This is a genomic window from Streptantibioticus ferralitis, assembly GCF_029223525.1.
Classification (GTDB): Bacteria; Actinomycetota; Actinomycetes; order Streptomycetales; family Streptomycetaceae; genus Streptantibioticus_A; species Streptantibioticus_A ferralitis.
In genome coordinates this window covers 17477-36423 of the sequence record NZ_JARHTQ010000035.1, presented here as the reverse complement: position 1 = coordinate 36423, position 18947 = coordinate 17477, and the positions used below count along the sequence as shown (strand labels likewise).

Below are 18947 nucleotides of genomic sequence, written 5' to 3'. Positions count from 1 at the left end.
GACCTGGTCGGCGGGTCCGGTGATGACGTGGTCAGCGGTGATCAGCACCTTGTTCACGATTGCCTTTCGCATCGTCGCGCAGGGGAAGGCCCGTACCCATGGCCGTCGCCACCGCGTCATGCGGTGATCGATGTGGCGACCGGATGCGTGCCGTGCCCATAGATCTACGCGTCGCGACGCGCGGCCGCAAACCCCTTATGGGCGGCTCAAGTTGGCGGACGCAGGCCGTCGGGTCCGCTGCTGTGTACCGATGCCATGGCCAGGGTGGGGGTGGACCTCGCGGAGAGGACTCTGAGTCTCAGGCGCGGGGTGGTCACGGCGCGGCCCAGGGGCAGGATTCGGCGGTGGCCGATCGTCGTGCCGGTGACGGTCTGGTGCCAGCCGTGGTCGGTCCAGATGTCGATGGCGAACTGCTCCACCTGCTGGCCCTCGCGGATGTCCTCGCCCAGGCGGATGCGGTCGAAGGTGCGGTGGGCGGCGGGGACGGGGATCTCCAGGGTGCCGGTGGTGGCGCCGGGGGCGGGGGACCAGGGGGAGCGGAGCAGGGACGGGTTCCCGTACGTCGTGTGGATCGCGGTGCCGAAGCCCGTCAGCTCGGCCAGGTCCTCGGTGGCGACGCGGCCGTCCGGGCCGGGTGGGACGTTGAGGAGCAGCACGGCGTTGCGGCCCACCGACTGCTCGTACAGCGCTACCAACTCGCGGGCGGGCTTCGGCCGTTCCCCGGCGTGGAAGAACCAGCCGTCGCGCAGTGAGACGTCCGCCTCCGCCGGGAACCACTGGAGGTACCGCACGCCGGGTGCGGTGATCTTCGCGCGGGAGCCGATGTCGGGGGCTTGTGGGCCGCCGGGGATGAGGGATTCGCCGTGGGCGGTGGACGGGTCGGCGGTGGCGGGGGTGACGCTCCACTCGGTTTCCCGGGCGATGCCGTTCTCGTTGCCGACCCAGCGGGCGCCTTGCGGGCCCGCGAAGGTGACGGTGTCGGGGGAGAGCGCGTGGATGAGCTGGAACCAGGTGGTGAAGTCGTACGGTTCGGTGATCCCGGCGCTGGTCCAGGGGTTGGCGCCGTCCAGCCAGAGTTCGTCGATGGGGCCGTACTGGGTGAACAGTTCGTACAACTGGTTGAGGTAGTAGGCGTTGTAGTCGTCGGCGTGCACGGTGAAGGAGGGCAGGCGGCCCGCCCGTACCGCCGCCGTACGGTCGTCGCCGTCGACCAGGGTGGGGATGGTGCGCTGCACCACCGGGCTTCCGTTGCCGTAGCGGCCCTGTCCGGCCGGGGCGCGGGCGCCGTCCTCCAGCGTTGCCTCCTCCTCGATGCTCAGTGGCCGGCCCGCGGCCTTCTTGGCGCGGATCCGGGCGACGTAGTCGGCATGCCAGGCGTGCGGTTGCTCGGCGCCGTCGGCGGGGGAGAGGTACACGCCGACCTTCAGACCGGCTCTGCGGGCGGCGGCCAGATAGCTGCCGAGGATGTCTCCCTCGTGGTCGCGGCAACCGCTGCCGCATCCCGCGTCGCGTATCCGCCAGTACGCGGACGGTTCGGCGCCGCGCCGGGCCTCGGCGGCGCCGCGCGCTCGGGCCGCGGCCTCCCGTTCGGCGGGAGTGTGGCCGCGGATCCACCAGGGGCTGGCGATGACCGAGTGGTTGGTGTAGCGGGTGGGGTAGAGGACGAAGCCGTCGTGGTGTTTGGCGGTGAGCATCACCTGACGGGCACCGGCTGCCCGGTAGGCGCGCATCCACTGGTCCACGGCGACGCGCGGCGGGTCGAACCAGGCCTCGTCCTCGGCGCCCGAGCCCCATTCGCGGTCGGTGAAAGTGTTCATGCCGAAGTGGGTGAACGCGGTGAGCTCCCGGCGCTGCCAGGCCAGTTGGGCCGGGCGTGGGATGACGCGTGAGGCCTTGTGGACGATGCGGTCCGGACCGTCTCCGGGGGAGATCGGGATCAACGGAGCCGGGGTGATCGGATCAATGGCGGCAGTGGTGGGGTCCACGGCGGTGAGTCGGGTGGTGTGAAGTGCCGTGCCGGCTACCGCTACTGGGGCCAGGGACAACAGACGTCGCCGACTCATGGATGGCTTGGGCATAAGGCCAGTCCTTCCCTGATGCCTAGTTCTCCTGCCAGTCCTCCGATGTATCGAGTGCCTCACGGCATTCTGGCGTGGCTCCGCATCCCGCACAACCGTCCCTGCGGTACCTCTTGACGTCGCATTCTGATTGCTTGAGTCTCATTCTTCAGCGCACTTCCAACGTAACTGCCCAATACCAACCATGAGTTGGAGGTCAACGGCAGCATGTGGACCCATCGCTACCGCGGGAGAACCCCCGCCGGAACGGCCGCCTTCGCGGCGTTCCTCCTCATCGTCGGACTTCTCGTCGGCGGACCTCTCGTCGGCGGTCAGCCCTCCGCGGCCCTCGCGAAGGCCCCAACGCTCACCGCGGTCACCGTTGACGGTCACGGCACCGGCCGGACCTTCGACGGCGTCGGCGCGATCAGTGGCGGCGGCGGTAACACCCGTCTGCTGACCGACTATCCGCCCAAGCAGCGCGGCGAGATACTCGACTACCTCTTCAAGCCCGGCTACGGAGCGGCGCTGCAGATCCTCAAGGTGGAGATCGGCGGCGACACCAACTCCACCGACGGCGCCGAGGCCAGCCATGAACACTCACGCGGTGCCGTCAACTGCGGTACGGGGTACGAGTGGTGGCTGATGGAGCAGGCCAAGGCCCGCAATCCGGGCATCAAGCTGTACGGGCTGGCCTGGGGCGCGCCCGGGTGGATCGGCAACACCGGCGGCGGCGGAAACTTCTGGTCCCAGGACACCGTCGACTACCTCGTCTCCTGGCTCGGCTGTGCCAGACAGCACGGGCTCACCATCGACTACCTCGGCGGCTGGAACGAACGCGGCTACAACACCGGTTGGTACGAGAAGCTGCACTCCGCCCTTGCCGCCAAGGGCTACCGCCACACCCACGTGGTGGGTGCCGACTCCGGGTGGGACGTGGCCACCGCCATGCGCGGGGACTCCGCCTTCGACAACGCGGTGGACATCATCGGTACGCACTACCCGTGCAGCTACATGTCCGCGATGACCCAGTGCTCCACCACCTCCGACGCCCTCGCCACGGGCAAGCAGCTGTGGGCGAGCGAGAACGGCTCCGAGGACTACAACACCGGTGGAGCCCCGCTGGCCAGGGCGGTCGGCCGCGGGTACCTCGACGCCAAGATGACGGCGTACATCAACTGGCCGGTGGTCGCCGCCGTATATCCCAACCTCCCGTACAACACCATGGGGCTGGTCACCGCGACCCAGCCGTGGTCCGGTGCGTACAGCGTCGGCAAGAGCACCTGGGCGTCCGCGCACACCACCCAGTTCACCCGGCCCGGTTGGCACTACATCGACACCGCCGGCGGCTACCTCGGCGGGGACCGTGCGAACGGCTCGTATGTGACGTTGCGGTCTCCCGACTCCACCGCGTGGAGCACGATCGCCGAGACACTGGACGCGTCCGCGGCCCAGACGATGACGCTGAAGGTGACCGGCGGACTGGCCGGCGGTGCGCTGCATGTGTGGTCCAGCGACTTCTCGTCCACCGACCAGCGCGACTACATGGTGCGGCAACCGGACGTCACACCGGTGAGCGGTACGTACCCGCTCACCCTCCAGCCCGGTCGGGTGTACTCCATCACCACGACCACCGGGCAGGGCGCCGGAACCGCCCAGTCTCCGGCACGCGGTGTGCTCCAACTCCCGTACCGCGACGGCTTCGAGCACACCGGGGTCGGCGGTGAGGCCCGGCTGCTCGCCGCACAGCAGGGCAGTTTCGAGGCGGTGCGCTGCGCCGGCGGACGGGCCGGGACGTGCGTCCGGCAGATGGCACCGACCGCGCCGATCAACTGGGACAGCCCGGCCGACCCGTATGCCATCCTCGGCGACCTCGGGTGGAGCAACTACACGGTCTCCATCGACACCCGGCTCACCCAGGACGGCGCGGTGCGGCTGCTCGGCCGGGTCGGCACACAGAGCGGCTTCTCGCCCGCCGGGATCAACTCCTACGACCTGTCGCTGTCGCACAGTGGCGCCTGGGCGATCGAGCGCAACAACACCGCGCACCAGGTGACGGTCCTGGCCCAGGGCACCGACACCCAGGCCGCGGGCGACGGTTGGCACCGGCTCTCACTCGGCTTCGACGGTGCGACGATCACCGCGTCCATCGACGGCCGGACCGTCGGTACGGCCACCGACGCCTCGTACGGCTCCGGGCAGGTCGGCATCGGCACGACCGGCTACGTCCCGGCGCAGTACGACAACCTGAGCGTGACCCCGGGACCGGCGCAGACCTACGCGGGTACCTACCAACTGGTCAACCGCAACAGCGGCAAGGCGCTCGACGTAGCCGACCAGGCGACCGCCGACGGTTCGGCGGTCGACCAGTGGGCGGGCAACGGCGGGGCCAACCAGCGGTGGACCGTGCAGCCCACCGGTGACGGCTACTACCGGCTGACCGGTGTGCAGAGCGGCAAGGCGTTGCAGGTGCCCGGGGGCAACCCGGTCTCCGGCACCCAACTCGACATCCGGGCCCGGCAGTCAGACCTCGCCCAGCAGTGGCGGATCGTTCCGTCCGGTGATGGCTACACCACCTTGGAGAACCGGGCCACCGGCATGCTCGCCGACGTGAGCGGCCAGTCCACCGCGGACGGCGCGAAGGTCATCGAGTGGCCGCCCAACGGTGGGGCCAACCAGCAGTGGCAGTTGGTGCGGACGGACTGACGCCGGCTCGTGCTCAACGGCCGCGGGCGGTGATCGACGCGGTGTGCTCGCGCACCTGCTCCGGACTCAGATACACATCGGTGTACTCGAAGTCCTCCAGTTTGGCGGGCTTTTGGGACAGGAAGCCGATCCGGACGAAGTCATCGCCCGCGGCGGCGTTGATCATCCAGTTGGTCAACACCCGGACCTTGGCCACATTGGTCCGCAACGCCGACCAGTGGTATCCGCGGGCCACCGCCTGCGCCGGGAGACCGCGCAGTTCGATGCCGAGCGGCTTGGAGACCGCGTCCTTGCCGCCGAGATCGACGACCAGGCCCAGGTCCTTGTGCACATAGGGCTGCAGGGGGCGGCCGCGCATGCTGGAGATGACGTTCTCGGCCGCCACCCGGCCCTGCCGCATCGCGTGCTGGGCGGTGGGCGGGCACACCGCGCCGTCGCCCTTGGCGAGGTCGGGTACGGCCGCCGCGTCACCGAGTGCGAAGACCCCGTCGAACCCCGGCAGGGTCATCTCGGCGGTCACCGCCAGCCGGCCGCGTACCGTCTCGGCGCCGAGCGTGGCGACCAGCGGGCTGGCGACGACGCCCGCGGTCCAGATCAGGGTCCGGCACGGCAGGACCCGTCCGTCGGTGAACGTCACCTTGTCGATGCCCGCCTCGGCGATCGACACCCCCAGCGACACCTCGATACCGCGCCGCTGCAGCACCTCCATCGCGCTGCGGCCCAGGTTCTCGCCCAGTTCGGGCATCAGCCTGGGCGCGATGTCGATCAGATGCCACTTGATCAGCCGCGGATCGAGCCGCGGATAGCGCTTGACCGCGTTGCTGGTCAGGCGCTGCAGGCAGGCGGCGGTCTCGGTGCCCGCGTAGCCGCCGCCGACCACCACGAACTGCAGCCGGGAGGCCCGCTCGTCCTCGTCCTGGCTGGCGTCGGCCAGGTCCAGCTGGGAGATGACGTGGTCCCGGATGTACGCGGCCTCGGCGAGCGTCTTCATGCCTCGCCCGTACTCGGTGAGCCCGGGAATGGCGAAGGTCCGGGTGATGCTGCCGGGGGCCACCACGATGTAGTCGTAGGGCTCGTCGACGATCTGGCCGGTGATCATGCGGGTGACGCAGATCTTGGACTTGGTGTCCACACCGATGGCACCGCCGGGCATGATCTTGGTGCGGTGTTTGGTGTTGCGGCGCAGTGAGAGCGCCACGGACTGCGGGGTGAGGATGCCCGAGGCGACCTGGGGCAGCAGCGGCAGATAGAGCTGGTAGGAGTACGGGGTGACCAGGGCGATGTCCGCCTCTTCCGGGGCGAGCCTGCGCTCCAGACGGCGTATGCAGCTGACTCCGGCGAATCCGGCGCCCACTACGAGAATCTTGGGTCGTGCCACGGTGTCCGTCCCTTCTCGCCTACGCTGGGGCCTGTCGCCCACCATGGGGCTTGCCCTTCGTACTGCTCGTCTGCCCCGTTCGCGGCGCTCACCCCCATCTTTCTGGGCCGGAGCGGAGTCCGCCTGCTGAGTGCGGCGGTACGGGCGCACAAAAGACCGGTGGCCGGGCCCCCGAAGGGCCCGGCCACCGGTGAGCGGCGCGGCGGCGGTCAGATCGCGGAGTGCTTTCCGTGCACCATGTCCCAGGCCTCGCTGGCGTAGCGCTCGCGCTCGCCCAGCGACAGCTCCGGGAAGTAGTTCTTCAGGCCCTCGACGACCTGCTGCTCGGGCTCGTGGCAGTCGCGAAGCAGAAAAATCGCCTTGTGCAGGATGGTGTTGTCCACGGGTCGTTCCCTCCGTGCTTTCGCCGGCCCGGTGCAGGCGACGCGGCCCAAGATTACGCAGCCCTGGCACCGGCAAAGCCGCTGGCCCGGACAATGTGGGCAGTTCCACAGTCGGCCCTCAGATCTTGGTTATCGGAGGTTCAAGGACCGGTCACCGAAGCCCCAAGCCGGGGTTACGCGCGGGTCACGACCTATCCGTCAGCAGGGCCTCGGGGATGTCCACGGGGCGGGCCCGCAGATACTCGCCAAGGCTTTTGGCCTGTGGGTCGGGCCGGGTGGAGGCGGCCACACCGTCGCCGAGCAGCCCGTGTACGACGAAGTTCAGCGCCCGCAGGTTCGGCAGCTCGTAGCGGCTGATGGCCAACTCGGCCGCTTCGGGCAGCAGCTGCCGTAGCCGCTCCACGTCCAGATAGCCGCGCAGCCAGGTGTAGGCCAGGTCGTCGCGGGCCCACAGCCCCACGTTGGCGTCGCCGCCCTTGTCGCCGGAGCGCGCTCCGGCGATCCTGCCGAGCGGAACGCTGACGTACGGCCCGGGCATGCTGGGCGCCGGGTCCGCCGGCACATCCGCTGACACAACGTGCGGACGTACCGGGGGGCGCGGTACGGATATGCGGGTGTTGTCGGCCAGCACCACCTCGGCGTGTACCGCGTCGGCCCAGACCAGCGCGGGCCAGTAGATCCCGTACTCGGTGGGGTGCGGCGAGGCCTGCTCCATGTGGAAGCCGGGATAGCTGGACAGGCCGGTGCCCGCGATGGCGGTGAACAGGGCGCGGCCGACCCTCTCCTTGTCGGGGTCCTTGGCTGTCACGACAAGCCGCGCCGTGCCGTCCGACGCGGTCGAGCCGTCCAGCCGGATGTCGAGTTCGGCGAAGCGGTCCCGGCCGCCCACCGCGTCGAGCAGCGCGGCCTGGGCGAAGCGCGCCTTCGCGTCGAGGTCCAACCCGGTCAGGACGAAGGCGGCCGTGTTGCGGTAGCCGCCGCGGTAGTTGAGGCAGACCTTGAGCGTGTCGGGCGCGGGCTCGCCCCGGACGCCGGAGACCCGCACCCGGTCCGGGCCGTCCTGGGCCAGCACGGCGGTGTCGAAGCGTGCTATGACGTCGGCGTTCGGATAGCTGGGCCGCTCTATCTCGTACAGCAACTGCGCGGTGACGGTGTCGATGGTGACCGCCCCACCCGTGCCCTGGTGCTTGGTTATGACGCACGACCCGTCCGGATACATCTCGGCGATCGGGAAGCCGGGGTGGACCGGGTGGTCGAGCTCGGTGAAGAACGAGTAGTTGCCGCCGGTGGCCTGGGCGCCGCATTCGATGATGTGCCCCGCGGTGACGGCGCCCGCGAGCCGGTCCCAGTCGTCGAGCGCCCAGTCGAAGGCCCAGGCGGCGGGCCCGACGACCAGCGAGGCGTCGGTGACACGACCGCAGATGACGACGTCGGCCCCGGCGCGCAGCGCTTCGGTGATGCCCCAGGCGCCGAGGTAGGCATTGGCCGTCACCGGCTCCACACCGGCGTCGGCGAGCGGCTGCCCGGTCGACAGATGCGCGAACCGCTCGCCCGCGGCGCGCAGTTGGGGCAGCCGGGGCAGCAGGTCGTCACCCTCCAGGTAGGCGATCTTCGGGGCCAGCCCGGCGAGGGCGGCGAGCTCGCCGAGTTCGGCCGCGAGGCCCGCCGGGTTGAGACCACCCGCGTTGACGACGACCTTGATGCCGCGTTCCAGGCAGCTGCCGAGCACATCGCGCATCTGGGCGAGGAACGACACCGCGTAGCCGCCCTGCGGGTCGCGTTGTCGGGCCTTCCACAGGATGAGCATGGTGAGTTCGGCCAGGTAGTCCCCGGTCAGTACGTCGATGGGCCCGCCCTCGACCATCTCGCGGGCGGCGGAGAGCCGGTCGCCGTAGAAGCCGGAGCAGTTGGCGATGCGCAGGGACGGGCGCGGCTGGGTCATCGGGCGTCACTCCAGGTCACGTTTTCGAGTGTCGAGTCGTCGAACTGGGCCGTGCTCCACCTCTTCTAGCGGTACGGGGCCGGTGTTGTCGTCGGTTTCCAAGATCTCGTTACCGACTGGTAGGCGCCCGAACGGCCTAGCAGGCAACACCGTCTACTTCCACGGCAACGGCACCTCGGTCGCCTGGTGGGCGCTGGCCGCGTGGGCGGCGGGCGGGCTGCTGGTCTCGTACGCGGCCTCGCTACGGGGGCGGCGGGCGGCGAGCGCCCCCACCTAACGCCACCCCAAACCCCTTGTGGCGCACGTCACATCTCCCGCTGAAATATCCGGGGGAGTTCTCCCCGTTTAACTCCATGGTTGGCCGAAACCTGGCCGTACCCCTTCTTCGGGCTCAGGCCCGGTGAACCCCAACGAAACGGAAGGAGTGCCTCCATGGGCAGTGTCGCCGTCGAGCGTCAGCGGCCCCGGCTGCGGGCGGACGCGTCGCGCAACCGGGAGCGCATCGTCACCGCTGCCCGCGAGGCGCTCGTAGAGCACGGCCCCGACTTTCCGCTGGACGAGATCGCCCGGCGTGCCGGGGTCGGAAACGCCACCCTCTACCGCCACTTCGCCGACCGTCAGCAGCTGATCCGCACGGTGACGCTGTCGGTGCTGGGCCGCCTCGCGGAGGGGGCCGAGGCCGCACTGGCCGAGGCGCCGGATCCGTTCGAGGCGCTGCAGCGCTTCGTGCACCAGGCGGCGGATGAGCGGGTCGGCGTGTTGTGTACGCTATTGTCCGGCGCGTTCGAAGAGGGTGACCCCGAACTCGTCGCTTCAAGTGATCACTTGACGGTGGCCATGGAGGCACTGATCGACAGTGCGCACCGATCGGGCCAGCTTCGTGCCGATGTCGCCGTCGGCGACCTGATGGTCGCACTGTCCCAACTCACCCGGCCGCTGCCCGGCACGGCCTGCTTCACCATCGACCGATTCACCCATCGCCATCTGCAGCTCTTCCTGGACGGTCTTCGGGCTCCCGCACGGTCCGAACTGCCGGGAAGCGCAGTGACGCTTGAGGATCTGCAGCAAAAATCCTGAGCGTTCCCCGCAATATCCCCATAGCATCACGTTTTTCGAGACTTCTTGCCCTTCTCCGCATCCCTAGGTGGTCCCACCCATGCCTGCTGGCGCACCTCCGCTTGACCCGAGACGCTGGAAAGCGCTCGTATTCATCGCCATCGCCCAACTGATGGTCGTGCTGGACGCGACCATCGTGAATATCGCGCTGCCCTCCGCTCAGCACGACCTCGGTATCTCCGACGGCAACCGGCAGTGGGTGATCACCGCTTACACGCTGGCCTTCGGCGGACTGCTGCTGTTCGGCGGTCGAATAGCCGACCTCGCGGGCCGTAAGCGCGCGTTCATCATCGGTCTGCTCGGCTTCGCGGGCGCTTCCGCGATCGGCGGCGCCGCGGTCAACACCAGCATGCTGCTCGGTGCCCGCGCGCTGCAGGGCGTGTTCGGCGCGCTGCTGGCGCCCGCCGCGCTCTCGCTGCTCTCGGTGATGTTCACCGAGGCCAAGGAGCGCGCCAAGGCGTTCGGCATCTACGGCGCCATCGCGGGCGGTGGCGCTGCCATCGGCCTGATGCTCGGTGGTGTACTGACCGAGTACCTCAACTGGCGCTGGGCGCTGTTCGTCAACATCGGCTTCGCGGTGGTCGCCGCGATCGGTGCGATCTCCGTGATCCACGAGCCCGAGGGCACCCGCAACCGCAACCGGCTGGACATCCCCGGTGTGCTGCTGGCCACGCTCGGCCTGGTCTCGCTGGTCTACGGGTTCACCCGCGCCGAGTCCGACGGCTGGGGCGCCGGGATCACCATCGGTCTGTTCGTGGCGGCCGGGGTGCTGCTGCTCGCGTTCGTGTTCGTCGAGTCCCGGGTCGCCTCGCCGCTGCTGCCGCTGCGCGTGGTGACCGAGCGGAACCGCGGCGGTGTGTTCGCCTCGCTGGGCCTCGCCGTGATCGGCATGTTCGGCCTGTTCCTCTTCCTCACGTACTACATGCAGGTCGTCAAGGGCTACACCCCGGTGGCCAGCGGCGTGGCGTTCCTGCCGATGGTCGTGGGCATGATCACCGGTTCGACGCAGATCGGCGCCCGGCTGATGACCCGGGTGCGGCCCCGGCTGCTGATGGGACCCGGCTTTGTGGTCGCCGCCATCGGCATGCTGATCCTGACCCAGATCAAGGTCGACAGCTCGTACCCGGCGCTGATCCTGCCCGCCCTGGTCCTGCTGGGCCTGGGCATGGGTACCGCGTTCATGCCTGCGATGAGCCTGGCCACGCACGGCGTCCAGCCGCGCGACGCCGGTGTCGCCTCCGCGATGGTCAACACCTCGCAGCAGGTGGGCGGTTCGATCGGCACCGCGCTGCTGAACACCATCGCGGCCAGCGCCACCACGGCGTACGCCAAGGCCCACCTGGCGGACGTGCGCTCGCCGCAGGCCGCGAAGGCGCTGCAGCTGCACGCCATGGTGCACGGGTACGCCGCCGCGATCTGGTGGGCGGTCGGCATCCTGGTGCTCGCCGCTGCGATCGCGTTCTTCGCGATCAACACCGGCCACCAGGGCGGCGCTCCGGCCGCCTCGGGTGACGACGAGGTCGCCGACGTTCCGATTCCGGTTGTCGCGCACTGAGGCCCGGGCACCGAGTCCCGTCGCGTACTGAGGCTCGGCGCCGGGGGCCCGGCGCCGAGCCGTACGACGTTCACCGCCCCGCTTCCTTTTCGTAAGGAGGCGGGGCATCGTCATTGAATATTCAAGTAGTCGTAGGCTGGAGGTATGGCGACGACGGAACCGCGTTGGCTGGACGACGAGCAGCAGAAGACCTGGCGTGCCTACATGGCCGCGACCCAACTGCTCTCCGATCACATCGACCGCCAGTTGCAGCGCGACTCCGGGATGCCGCACACCTACTACTCGCTGCTGGTCTGGCTCTCCGAATCGCCCGGGCGCCGGATGCGGATGACCGACCTCGCGGAACGCTCGAAGATCACCCGCAGTCGGCTGTCGCACGCGGTCGCCCGTCTTGAGCAGAACGGCTGGGCGCGCCGTGAGGACTGCCCCACGGACCGCCGCGGCCAGATGGCGGTGCTGACCGACGAGGGGTTCGCGGCGCTGGCAGCGGCCGCGCCCGGGCATGTGGAGGCGGTGCGCGGCGCACTGTTCGACCAGCTGAGCGATGAGCAGGTCCGGCAGCTCGGCGAGATCATGCGGACGGTCGCCGAGGGGCTGGCTCCGCACGGCGGCGCCGACCTGCCCTGGCGGCGCTAGCCGAGTTCCTTCTCGAAGCGGGCCACATCCCAGTAGCGGCCGAACTTGCGGCCCGACTCCGTGTACAGCCCGCACTGGCGGAAGCCGAAGCGGGTGTGCAGTCGTACCGATGCCTCGTTGGGCAGGGCGATACCGGCGTACGCGCGGTGCAGGTCCTGGTCGGCGATCGCCTCGAAGAGGGTCTTGTACAGCAGCGTGCCGACACCGCGGCCGCCCGCGTCCGGTGCGCAGTAGACGGTGGTCTCCACCGATGTGCGGTACGCGGGCTTGGGGCGGAACGGGTCGCTGGACGCGTAACCGAGCACCCGCCCGCGCTCCTGTGCGACGAAGAGCCGGTGCGGTCCATGGCCGTGGTGGGCGGCGAGCCACGGCTGCCGCTGTTCGGGGGTGAAGGCAACCGTGTCGAAGGTGATGTGCGTCCCCAGGATGTAGTGGTTGTAGAGGGCGGTGAGCTGCTCCAGATCGGCCTGCGCAGCAGGCCTGATCTGCACTTCCGCATGGTTGGTCACGATGTGCGCCTCCAGCTGCCCGGGGAAAGCGCAGCAGGATACTGCAAGATCACGAAAATGAGCGAGCCGCTTGGGAATTCTGTCCGGATTCCAGTCGTTGTCTCCCACTGAGTGGGCACGCGAAAAGCGGTGTCCATCCAGCCGAGAGCACTGAATAGAGATCACTGTTTACGCGACCGAACCACGCAGAGGGAGCACGCATGGCAACCCGTGCCGTTGCCCGTCGCACTGACGGGCCCAGCAGTGTTCGCGCCACTGGCGGCGAGGCGGCTGACCGCGATCTGGTCGGTATGTACCTCGACGAAATCGCGCGGACCCCGCTCCTCGACGCGGCGCAGGAGGTCGAGCTGTCCAGGGTCATCGAGGCCGGGGTATTCGCCGAGCACCTGCTCGACGAGGGGAAGACCGCAGCGGGGGCGGGCGAGGACGAGCTGCGCGCACTCGTCCAGGCCGGAGCGCGCGCCAAGGACGTCTTCATCCGTTCCAACCTGCGCCTGGTCGTCGCGGTCGCGCGCCGCTATCCGCGCAGCGGACTACCGCTGCTGGATCTCATCCAGGAGGGCAACGCGGGCTTGGTCCGGGCGGTGGAGAAGTTCGACTACGCCAAGGGCTTCAAGTTCTCGACGTACGCGACCTGGTGGATCCGGCAGGCCATCACCCGCTCGATCGCGGACCAGTCGCGCACGATCCGGCTGCCCGTCCACCTCGTTGAGGAGTTGGGCCGGATCCGCAGGGTGCAGCGGGAGTTCAACCGTGAGCACGGGCGTGACCCGGAACCCGCCGAGATCGCCGCCGAACTAGGCGCGTCGCCCGAGCGCATAGCCGATGTGCTCGACTGGGCGCGCGACCCGGTGAGCCTCAACATGTCCGTGGACGACGAGGGCGAGACCCAGTTCGGCGATCTGGTGGAGGACACCTCGGCCACCTCGCCCGAGGACTCGGTCCTGGTCATGCTGCGCCGGGAGGAACTTGAGGACCTGATCGGCCGCCTCGACGGCCGTACCGCCTCGATCATCCGCGCGCGCTACGGCATGGACGACGGCAAGGAGCGGACGCTGACCGAGGTCGGCAAGCAGCACGGCCTGACCCGCGAGCGCATCCGGCAGATCGAGAAGCACGCCCTTGTCGAGCTCAAGCGGATGGCCCGGGACACCGGCTTCGACCACGAAGCGGCGTGACCCCCCGCCGCGCCGCCGCAGCCGACGGAACACACAACAGCCCCGGTGCCGGGTCAGCCACCGGGGCATTCCGTTCCCGGCCGTCATCGTCGTCCGAGGCCGTCCGAGCCGGGCCGTACCCTTGATGCCATGAGCACTGCCACCGCCCCCGAGTCCCCCGACCCGGCACCCAGGCTGGTCTTCGACGACCCGCTGGACCGCCCGTCGGCGGACGACTCGGACGACGGCTGGGGCGAACGGCCCACCGGCACCGGCGGCGGTGCGGCCGGCCTCGCCCGGTTCCTCGACGAGAAGCCGCCGCACCACCTCTGAGCCGACGGCACGAGGACGGTGCGAGGACGGCGCCACGACGCCGCCCAGGCGCCGCTAGGACGAGCGCGCCACCAGCGCGTCGCGGATCTCCCGCAGCAGCGCGACCTCGGTCGCCTCGGCCTCGGCGTGCTGCTCCTCTTCCTTGGCGCGCTTGGCCGCCCGCCGGGCCAGGAAGCGGCCCATCGGCACCACCATCAGGAAGTACACGACCGCCGCGGTGATCAGGAAGTTGAGCACCGCGCCCAGCACCGAACCCCACAAGATGGCCACGCCGTGGGTGACATGCCCCGCGGAGTCGTATGCGCAGGGCCCCTTGAGGCAGGACTTGTAACTGGCCAGGTCCTTGGTGCCGAACGCGCCGACCACCGGGTTGATCACGCCGTTCACCACGGAGTTGACGACCCCGGTGAAGGCCGCTCCGATGACGACGGCGACGGCCAGGTCGACCACGTTGCCGCGCATCAGGAATTCCCTGAAGCCCGCCCACACGTTGGGCTTCTTCTCCTCCGGCCGACCGCTTGCCTGCTCGCTCACCGCACCGTCCCTCTTCCGTCCGTCATCAACGGGCCATCATGTGGCCGGAGCACGAACCGGCCGATGCGCTACGCCGGGTCCAGCCCGGTGTCCAGGCCGTCCAACGCGTGGGCGCACAGACAGTCGCGCTCACTCGCCCGCGGCAACTCCCCGACGACATCGAACAGTACGTTCCGCAGCCGCGCGACATTGTCCGCGAAGACCTTGAAGACCTCTTCCTGGGAGACGCCGTCGCCATGCTCCGCGCCCGCGTCCAGGTCCGTCACCAGCGTCAACGACGTGTAGCACAGGCCCAGTTCACGCGCCAGGATCGCTTCCGGGTGCCCGGTCATGCCGACCACCGACCAGCCCTGCGCCGCGTGCCACAGCGACTCGGCGCGGGTGGAGAACCGCGGCCCCTCGATCACCACCAGCGCGCCGCCGTCCACCGCCTCCCAGCCGCTCGACCGCGCGGCCCGCACCGCCGTCCGCCGCCCCACCGGGCAGTACGGGTCGGCGAACGCGACGTGCACCACGTTGGGGACCTGCCCGTTGGGGAGCGCCTCGCCGTCGTAGTACGTCTGGGTCCGCGCCTTGGTGCGGTCCACGACCTGGTCGGGGATCAGCAGGGTGCCGGGCCCGTACTCCTCGCGCAGGCCGCCCACCGCGCAGGGGCCGAGCACCTGTGTGACGCCGAGCGAGCGCAGTGCCCACAGATTGGCGCGGTAGTTGATCCGGTGCGGCGGCAGATGGTGTTTGCGGCCGTGCCGCGGCAGGAAGGCGACCGTGCGGCCGGCCACCTCACCGAGGAACAGGGAGTCGCTCGGCGGCCCATAGGGAGTGTCGACCGTGACTTCCGTCACGTCGTCAAGAAAGGCATAGAAACCGGACCCGCCGATGACACCTATCTCCGCCTGGCCGCTACTGGTCTGCGTCATGCCGTCACCCTAGCCGGGACGAACATGCCGAGGACCCCGCCGAAACACTTCGGCGGGGTCCGTACGCAAGACGTAAGGCGTGCGACCTGTTCGGTCAGGCGGCGGGGGTGCTGCTGGAGGCGGTCGCCGTGGTGGTCGACGACTTCGACTCCGAGCCACTGGACGACTTGGACTCCGAGCCGGCCGACGAGGGCGCCTTCGCCGGGCTGCTGCTGCTGGACGACGCGCCGCGGCTGTCCGTCCGGTAGAAGCCGGAGCCCTTGAAGACGACGCCGACCGCGGAGAACACCTTGCGCAGCCTGCCTTGGCAGCTCGGGCACTCGGTGAGCGCCTCGTCGCTGAACTTCTGCACCGCCTCTAGGGGCTCGCCGCACTCGGTGCACTGGTACTGGTAGGTCGGCACTTACTCCTCCTGGCACTCTCACTCAATGAGTGCTAACGACGCTCCATAGTGCAGTATTCCGCCGCTTCAGTCCACCGCGAGTCATGTCACATCCGGCACGCGGTGCCGGTCCGGCGGATGGTGACCACCCGGGTCGTGGTGGTCGCGGCTGTTGCCTGACCGCCCTAACGGCCAGCGGACAGGTGCCGGCGCAGCGTCACCAGAACGGCGAGCGCCAGCGCCGTGCCGCCCAGTGGCACCAGGAAACCGGCGCTCGCGCCGAAGCGGTCGGCCAGCTGTCCGGCCGCCGTCGCCGCGGCCGCCTGGCCGAGCGCCACCGCGCCGGTCAGCCAGGTGAACGCCTCGGTCCTGGCGGCCGCCGGGACCAGCGACTCGACCAGGGTGTAGCCGGTGATCAGCGAGGGCGCGATGCACAGGCCGACCAGCAGCCCCAGCGCGCCCAGCAGCGGCACCGCGTGCACCGCCCACAGCGTGGAGCAGGCCAGCGCGAGCAGCGGGTACGCGAGCAGCAGCCGCCGCTGCGGGGTGGACTTCCAGGCGACGGCCCCGCACACGATGCCCGCCAGCATGTTCCCGGCGGCGAACGTCCCGTACAGCAGGCCGTTGATGCCGGGCTGGCCGATCGCCTGGGTGAAGGCGGTCATGGAGACCTGCATTCCGCCGAAGACCGAGCCGATGCCGAGGAACACCATCGCCAGCACCCGTACACCCGGGATGGTCAGCGCGGAGGCGTGCCGCTGCGCACCGCTCCCGGCCGCGCGGCTCGGTACCGGTGCGGTGCGCCGCTGTGCGGCGAACAGCAGACCGCCGACCAGCGTCAGCGCCGCCTCGGCGATCAGACCGGCCGCCGGGTGCACCGAGGTGCACAGCGCGGTGGCCAGCACCGGGCCGACCACGAAGGTGAACTCGTCGGTCACCGACTCGAAGGCGGCGGCCGTCGGCATCAGCGGCGACCCGTTCAGCTTGGCCGCCCACCGGGACCGCACCATCGGCCCGACCTGCGGCACCGAGGCGCCCGCGGGCACGGCGGCGGCCAGCAGCGCCCACAGCGGCGCGTGGGCCAGTGCGAGCGTGGTCAGCGCGGCGATGGCGGCGGTGTGCACCAGGACGCCTGGCAGCAGTACGGCGCCCTGGCCGAAGCGGTCGGCCAGCTTGCCGCTCTGCGGGGCGAACAGCGCCATGGACACGCCGGTGACGGCGGAGACCACGCCGGCGCTGCCGTAGGAGCCGGTGGTGTGCTGCACGAGCAGCACGATGCCGATGGTCAGCATCGCGAAGGGCTGCCGGGCGGCGAAGCCGGGCAGCAGGAACGTCCACGCGTCAGGCGTGCGCAGCAGCTGCTTGTATCCGGGACGTCCGCCCGGGGCGGTCGGCTCTGTGGTTGTTCCGGGACCCGCCTTGGGTCCGGCGTCCGCGGGGGCGCGGTCTTCGGTGACCGTGGGTGCCACGGCCTGGGCCTTTCTGCCGCCTGGTAGCGCACCGCTGGGATTGCCACGCGATGCGCCGAGAGCTGTCCTCTCGCGCAGGGCCGCGGTAGATACCAGCGGTCCGCGCCGTGCTGGGTGGCAGGGGGACCGCGGCCGCCGTGCGGTCGCGCCAGCTCTGCGTCAGGCAGAGTTGGGGATTTACAACATCACCATGTTAGCGGTACGAATCGGACCTGTGTTCCACGTGGCCGGGCCGTCCCCAGTGCGGCCGGTGCACGGCCGGTGCGTGGCCCTCCAGCCAGCCCGCGAGCTTGCCGCCCCGGCCGACCGCGCGCAGCCGCCGCTCGGCCGCGTCCCGTACCGGATCGGTGGCCACCACCAGCAACTCGTCGCCGCGCCGCAGTACCGTCGCGGGGTCCGGGACGAAGCTCTTGCCGTCCCGTACGACCAGGGTGACAGCGGCGCCGGAGGGCAGCCGCAGCTCCGACACCTCCACGCCGTGCATCCGTGACCGCTCCGGTATGGACACCGACAGCAGATGGCCGCGCAGCCGCTCCAACGGCGCCGATTCGATGCCCAGGTCCGCGGCGGCCTCCGGGGTGCCGAGCCGCAGCCGCCGGGCGACCCACGGCAGGGTGGGCCCCTGCACCAGGGTGAAGACGATCACCAGCACGAAGACGATGTTGAACACCCGGTGGCTCTCGGCGACTTGGTGCACCATCGGAATGGTCGCCAGCACGATCGGTACGGCGCCGCGCAGCCCCGCCCAGGACAGCAGCGCCTGCTCACGCCAGGGCATGCGGAACGGCGTCAGCGTCAACAGCACCGACGCCGGCCTGGCTATCAGCGTCAGCACCGCCCCGATGAGCACCGCGGGCAGGATGTCGGGGCCGAGCTCGTGCGGGTTGACCAGCAGTCCGAGCAGCACGAACATCCCGATCTGCGCCAGCCAGGCGACCCCCTCGGCGAACCCGCGGGTCGCGGGCCGGTGCGGCAGTGCCGCGTTGCCCAGCACCAGGGCGGCCAGGTAGACCGCGAGGAAGCCGCTGCCGTGCGCGAGGGCGCCGCCCGCGTACGCCAGCACCGCGAGCGCCATCACCGCTATCGGGTACAGACCGGAGGCGGGCAGCGCCACATGCCGTAGGGCGAGTGCGCCCAGCTTCCCTATGGCGATGCCGACGGCCGCGCCGATCGCCAGCTCCAGCGCGATCTTGCCGAGCAGTACGTACCAGTGCTCCACCGGTCCGGCGGTGGAGAAGGCGACGACGAGTATGACCACGGGCGCGTCGTTGAAGCCGGACTCCGCCTCCAGGATGCCGTTCAGCCGGGACGGCAGCGGGACCTTGCGCAGCACGGAGAAGACCGCCGCGGCGTCGGTCGAGGACACCACCGCGCCGATGATCAGCGCCTGCCGCCAGTCCAGGCCCACCAGGTAATGCGCGGCGGCGGCCGTGACGGCCACGCTCACCGCGACGCCCGCCGTGGACAGCGCGGCCGCCGCCGGCACCGCGGGCTTGATCTCGTGCCACTTGGTGCCAAGGCCGCCCTCGGCGAGGATCACCACCAGCGCCGCGTACCCCAACACCTGGGTGAGCGCGGCGTCGTTGAACTGGACTCCGAAGCCGTCCTGGCCGATGGCGACGCCGATGCCCAGGTAGATCAGCAGGGTCGGCAGCCCGCTGCGGGACGACACTCGTACCGCCGCCACTGCGACGAGCAGGACGAGGGCGGAGACCAGCAGGACTTCGTTGAGGTGCTCGACAGACAGGGCGCGGTCCTTCCGATAAGGGGGCGGGCCGTACTCGGGAATTCCGGGACCGTGACATCAGCGACTGGCGTCGGGTACCCCGGACCCCCGGCCGACGGGGTCGCAAAAGGACCAGCCGGAACGGGA

At 70.1% G+C, this 18947-nt stretch carries 17 protein-coding genes; 7 read left to right on the top strand and 10 right to left on the bottom strand.

Annotated features, from left to right (window positions below; translation table 11 throughout):
• Positions 1-206 precede the first annotated feature (206 nt).
• On the bottom strand, positions 207-1985 hold the full coding sequence (locus P2L57_RS33785) for an alpha-L-fucosidase (protein WP_372516035.1): 1779 nt from the start codon (positions 1983-1985) through the stop codon (positions 207-209).
• Positions 1986-2267: 282 nt separating this feature from the next.
• On the opposite strand from P2L57_RS33785, the gene P2L57_RS33780 reads away from it, so the two are divergent.
• Positions 2268-4763: an RICIN domain-containing protein gene (locus P2L57_RS33780; RefSeq protein WP_275821169.1), complete on the top strand. Its 2496-nt coding sequence runs from the start codon at positions 2268-2270 to the stop codon at positions 4761-4763.
• A gap of 13 nt (positions 4764-4776) precedes the next feature.
• Here the strand turns inward: P2L57_RS33780 and P2L57_RS33775 are convergent, their stop codons facing one another.
• The 3 genes from P2L57_RS33775 to P2L57_RS33765 form a co-directional block, all read right to left on the bottom strand.
• Positions 4777-6141: an NAD(P)/FAD-dependent oxidoreductase gene (locus P2L57_RS33775; protein WP_275821167.1), complete on the bottom strand. Its 1365-nt coding sequence runs from the start codon at positions 6139-6141 to the stop codon at positions 4777-4779.
• Between the two features lie 209 nt (positions 6142-6350).
• Positions 6351-6524 carry a hypothetical protein gene (locus tag P2L57_RS33770; protein WP_269855677.1) on the bottom strand — a complete coding sequence of 58 codons (174 nt, stop codon included), beginning with the start codon at positions 6522-6524 and terminating at the stop codon, positions 6351-6353.
• Positions 6525-6708: 184 nt separating this feature from the next.
• Positions 6709-8466 (bottom strand): acyclic terpene utilization AtuA family protein, encoded by a 1758-nt coding sequence (locus P2L57_RS33765; RefSeq protein ID WP_275821163.1) that lies wholly within the window; start codon positions 8464-8466, stop codon positions 6709-6711.
• Between the two features lie 85 nt (positions 8467-8551).
• On the opposite strand from P2L57_RS33765, the gene P2L57_RS33760 reads away from it, so the two are divergent.
• The 4 genes from P2L57_RS33760 to P2L57_RS33745 all read left to right on the top strand — a co-directional run bounded on the left by P2L57_RS33760 (position 8552) and on the right by P2L57_RS33745 (position 11773).
• Positions 8552-8743, top strand: coding sequence for a hypothetical protein (locus P2L57_RS33760; RefSeq protein ID WP_308292545.1), 192 nt, complete (start codon positions 8552-8554; stop codon positions 8741-8743).
• Between the two features lie 155 nt (positions 8744-8898).
• Complete coding sequence (locus P2L57_RS33755; protein ID WP_275821161.1) at positions 8899-9543, top strand: TetR/AcrR family transcriptional regulator; 645 nt, start codon at positions 8899-8901, stop codon at positions 9541-9543.
• A gap of 79 nt (positions 9544-9622) precedes the next feature.
• The gene (locus P2L57_RS33750) at positions 9623-11137 is read left to right on the top strand and encodes an MFS transporter (protein ID WP_275821159.1); all 1515 of its coding nucleotides are present in this window, start codon (positions 9623-9625) and stop codon (positions 11135-11137) included.
• Positions 11138-11281: 144 nt separating this feature from the next.
• The gene (locus P2L57_RS33745; RefSeq protein ID WP_275821157.1) at positions 11282-11773 is read left to right on the top strand and encodes a MarR family winged helix-turn-helix transcriptional regulator; all 492 of its coding nucleotides are present in this window, start codon (positions 11282-11284) and stop codon (positions 11771-11773) included.
• On the opposite strand, the gene P2L57_RS33740 is transcribed toward P2L57_RS33745, so the two are convergent.
• Entirely contained in the window at positions 11770-12285 is a 516-nt protein-coding gene (locus P2L57_RS33740) for a GNAT family N-acetyltransferase (RefSeq protein WP_275821215.1), read from the bottom strand. The two genes, P2L57_RS33745 and P2L57_RS33740, sit on opposite strands and share 4 nt — an antisense overlap.
• 197 nt (positions 12286-12482) lie before the next feature.
• Between P2L57_RS33740 and P2L57_RS33735 the strand changes: the two genes are divergently transcribed.
• Both P2L57_RS33735 and P2L57_RS33730 read left to right on the top strand, forming a co-directional pair.
• Positions 12483-13460: a sigma-70 family RNA polymerase sigma factor gene (locus P2L57_RS33735; protein ID WP_275821155.1), complete on the top strand. Its 978-nt coding sequence runs from the start codon at positions 12483-12485 to the stop codon at positions 13458-13460.
• Between the two features lie 129 nt (positions 13461-13589).
• Positions 13590-13772 (top strand): hypothetical protein, encoded by a 183-nt coding sequence (locus P2L57_RS33730; protein WP_275821153.1) that lies wholly within the window; start codon positions 13590-13592, stop codon positions 13770-13772.
• Positions 13773-13826: 54 nt separating this feature from the next.
• Here the strand turns inward: P2L57_RS33730 and mscL are convergent, their stop codons facing one another.
• The 5 genes from mscL to P2L57_RS33705 form a co-directional block, all read right to left on the bottom strand.
• Positions 13827-14306: a large conductance mechanosensitive channel protein MscL gene (gene mscL, locus P2L57_RS33725; protein WP_275821151.1), complete on the bottom strand. Its 480-nt coding sequence runs from the start codon at positions 14304-14306 to the stop codon at positions 13827-13829.
• Between the two features lie 68 nt (positions 14307-14374).
• Positions 14375-15223 (bottom strand): S-methyl-5'-thioadenosine phosphorylase, encoded by an 849-nt coding sequence (locus P2L57_RS33720; RefSeq protein ID WP_275821149.1) that lies wholly within the window; start codon positions 15221-15223, stop codon positions 14375-14377.
• Positions 15224-15317: 94 nt separating this feature from the next.
• Positions 15318-15626 carry an FmdB family zinc ribbon protein gene (locus tag P2L57_RS33715; RefSeq protein ID WP_275821147.1) on the bottom strand — a complete coding sequence of 103 codons (309 nt, stop codon included), beginning with the start codon at positions 15624-15626 and terminating at the stop codon, positions 15318-15320.
• A gap of 164 nt (positions 15627-15790) precedes the next feature.
• The gene (locus P2L57_RS33710; RefSeq protein ID WP_275821213.1) at positions 15791-16963 is read right to left on the bottom strand and encodes an MFS transporter; all 1173 of its coding nucleotides are present in this window, start codon (positions 16961-16963) and stop codon (positions 15791-15793) included.
• Positions 16964-17267: 304 nt separating this feature from the next.
• Complete coding sequence (locus tag P2L57_RS33705; protein WP_425574835.1) at positions 17268-18863, bottom strand: potassium/proton antiporter; 1596 nt, start codon at positions 18861-18863, stop codon at positions 17268-17270.
• Positions 18864-18947: the final 84 nt, after the last annotated feature.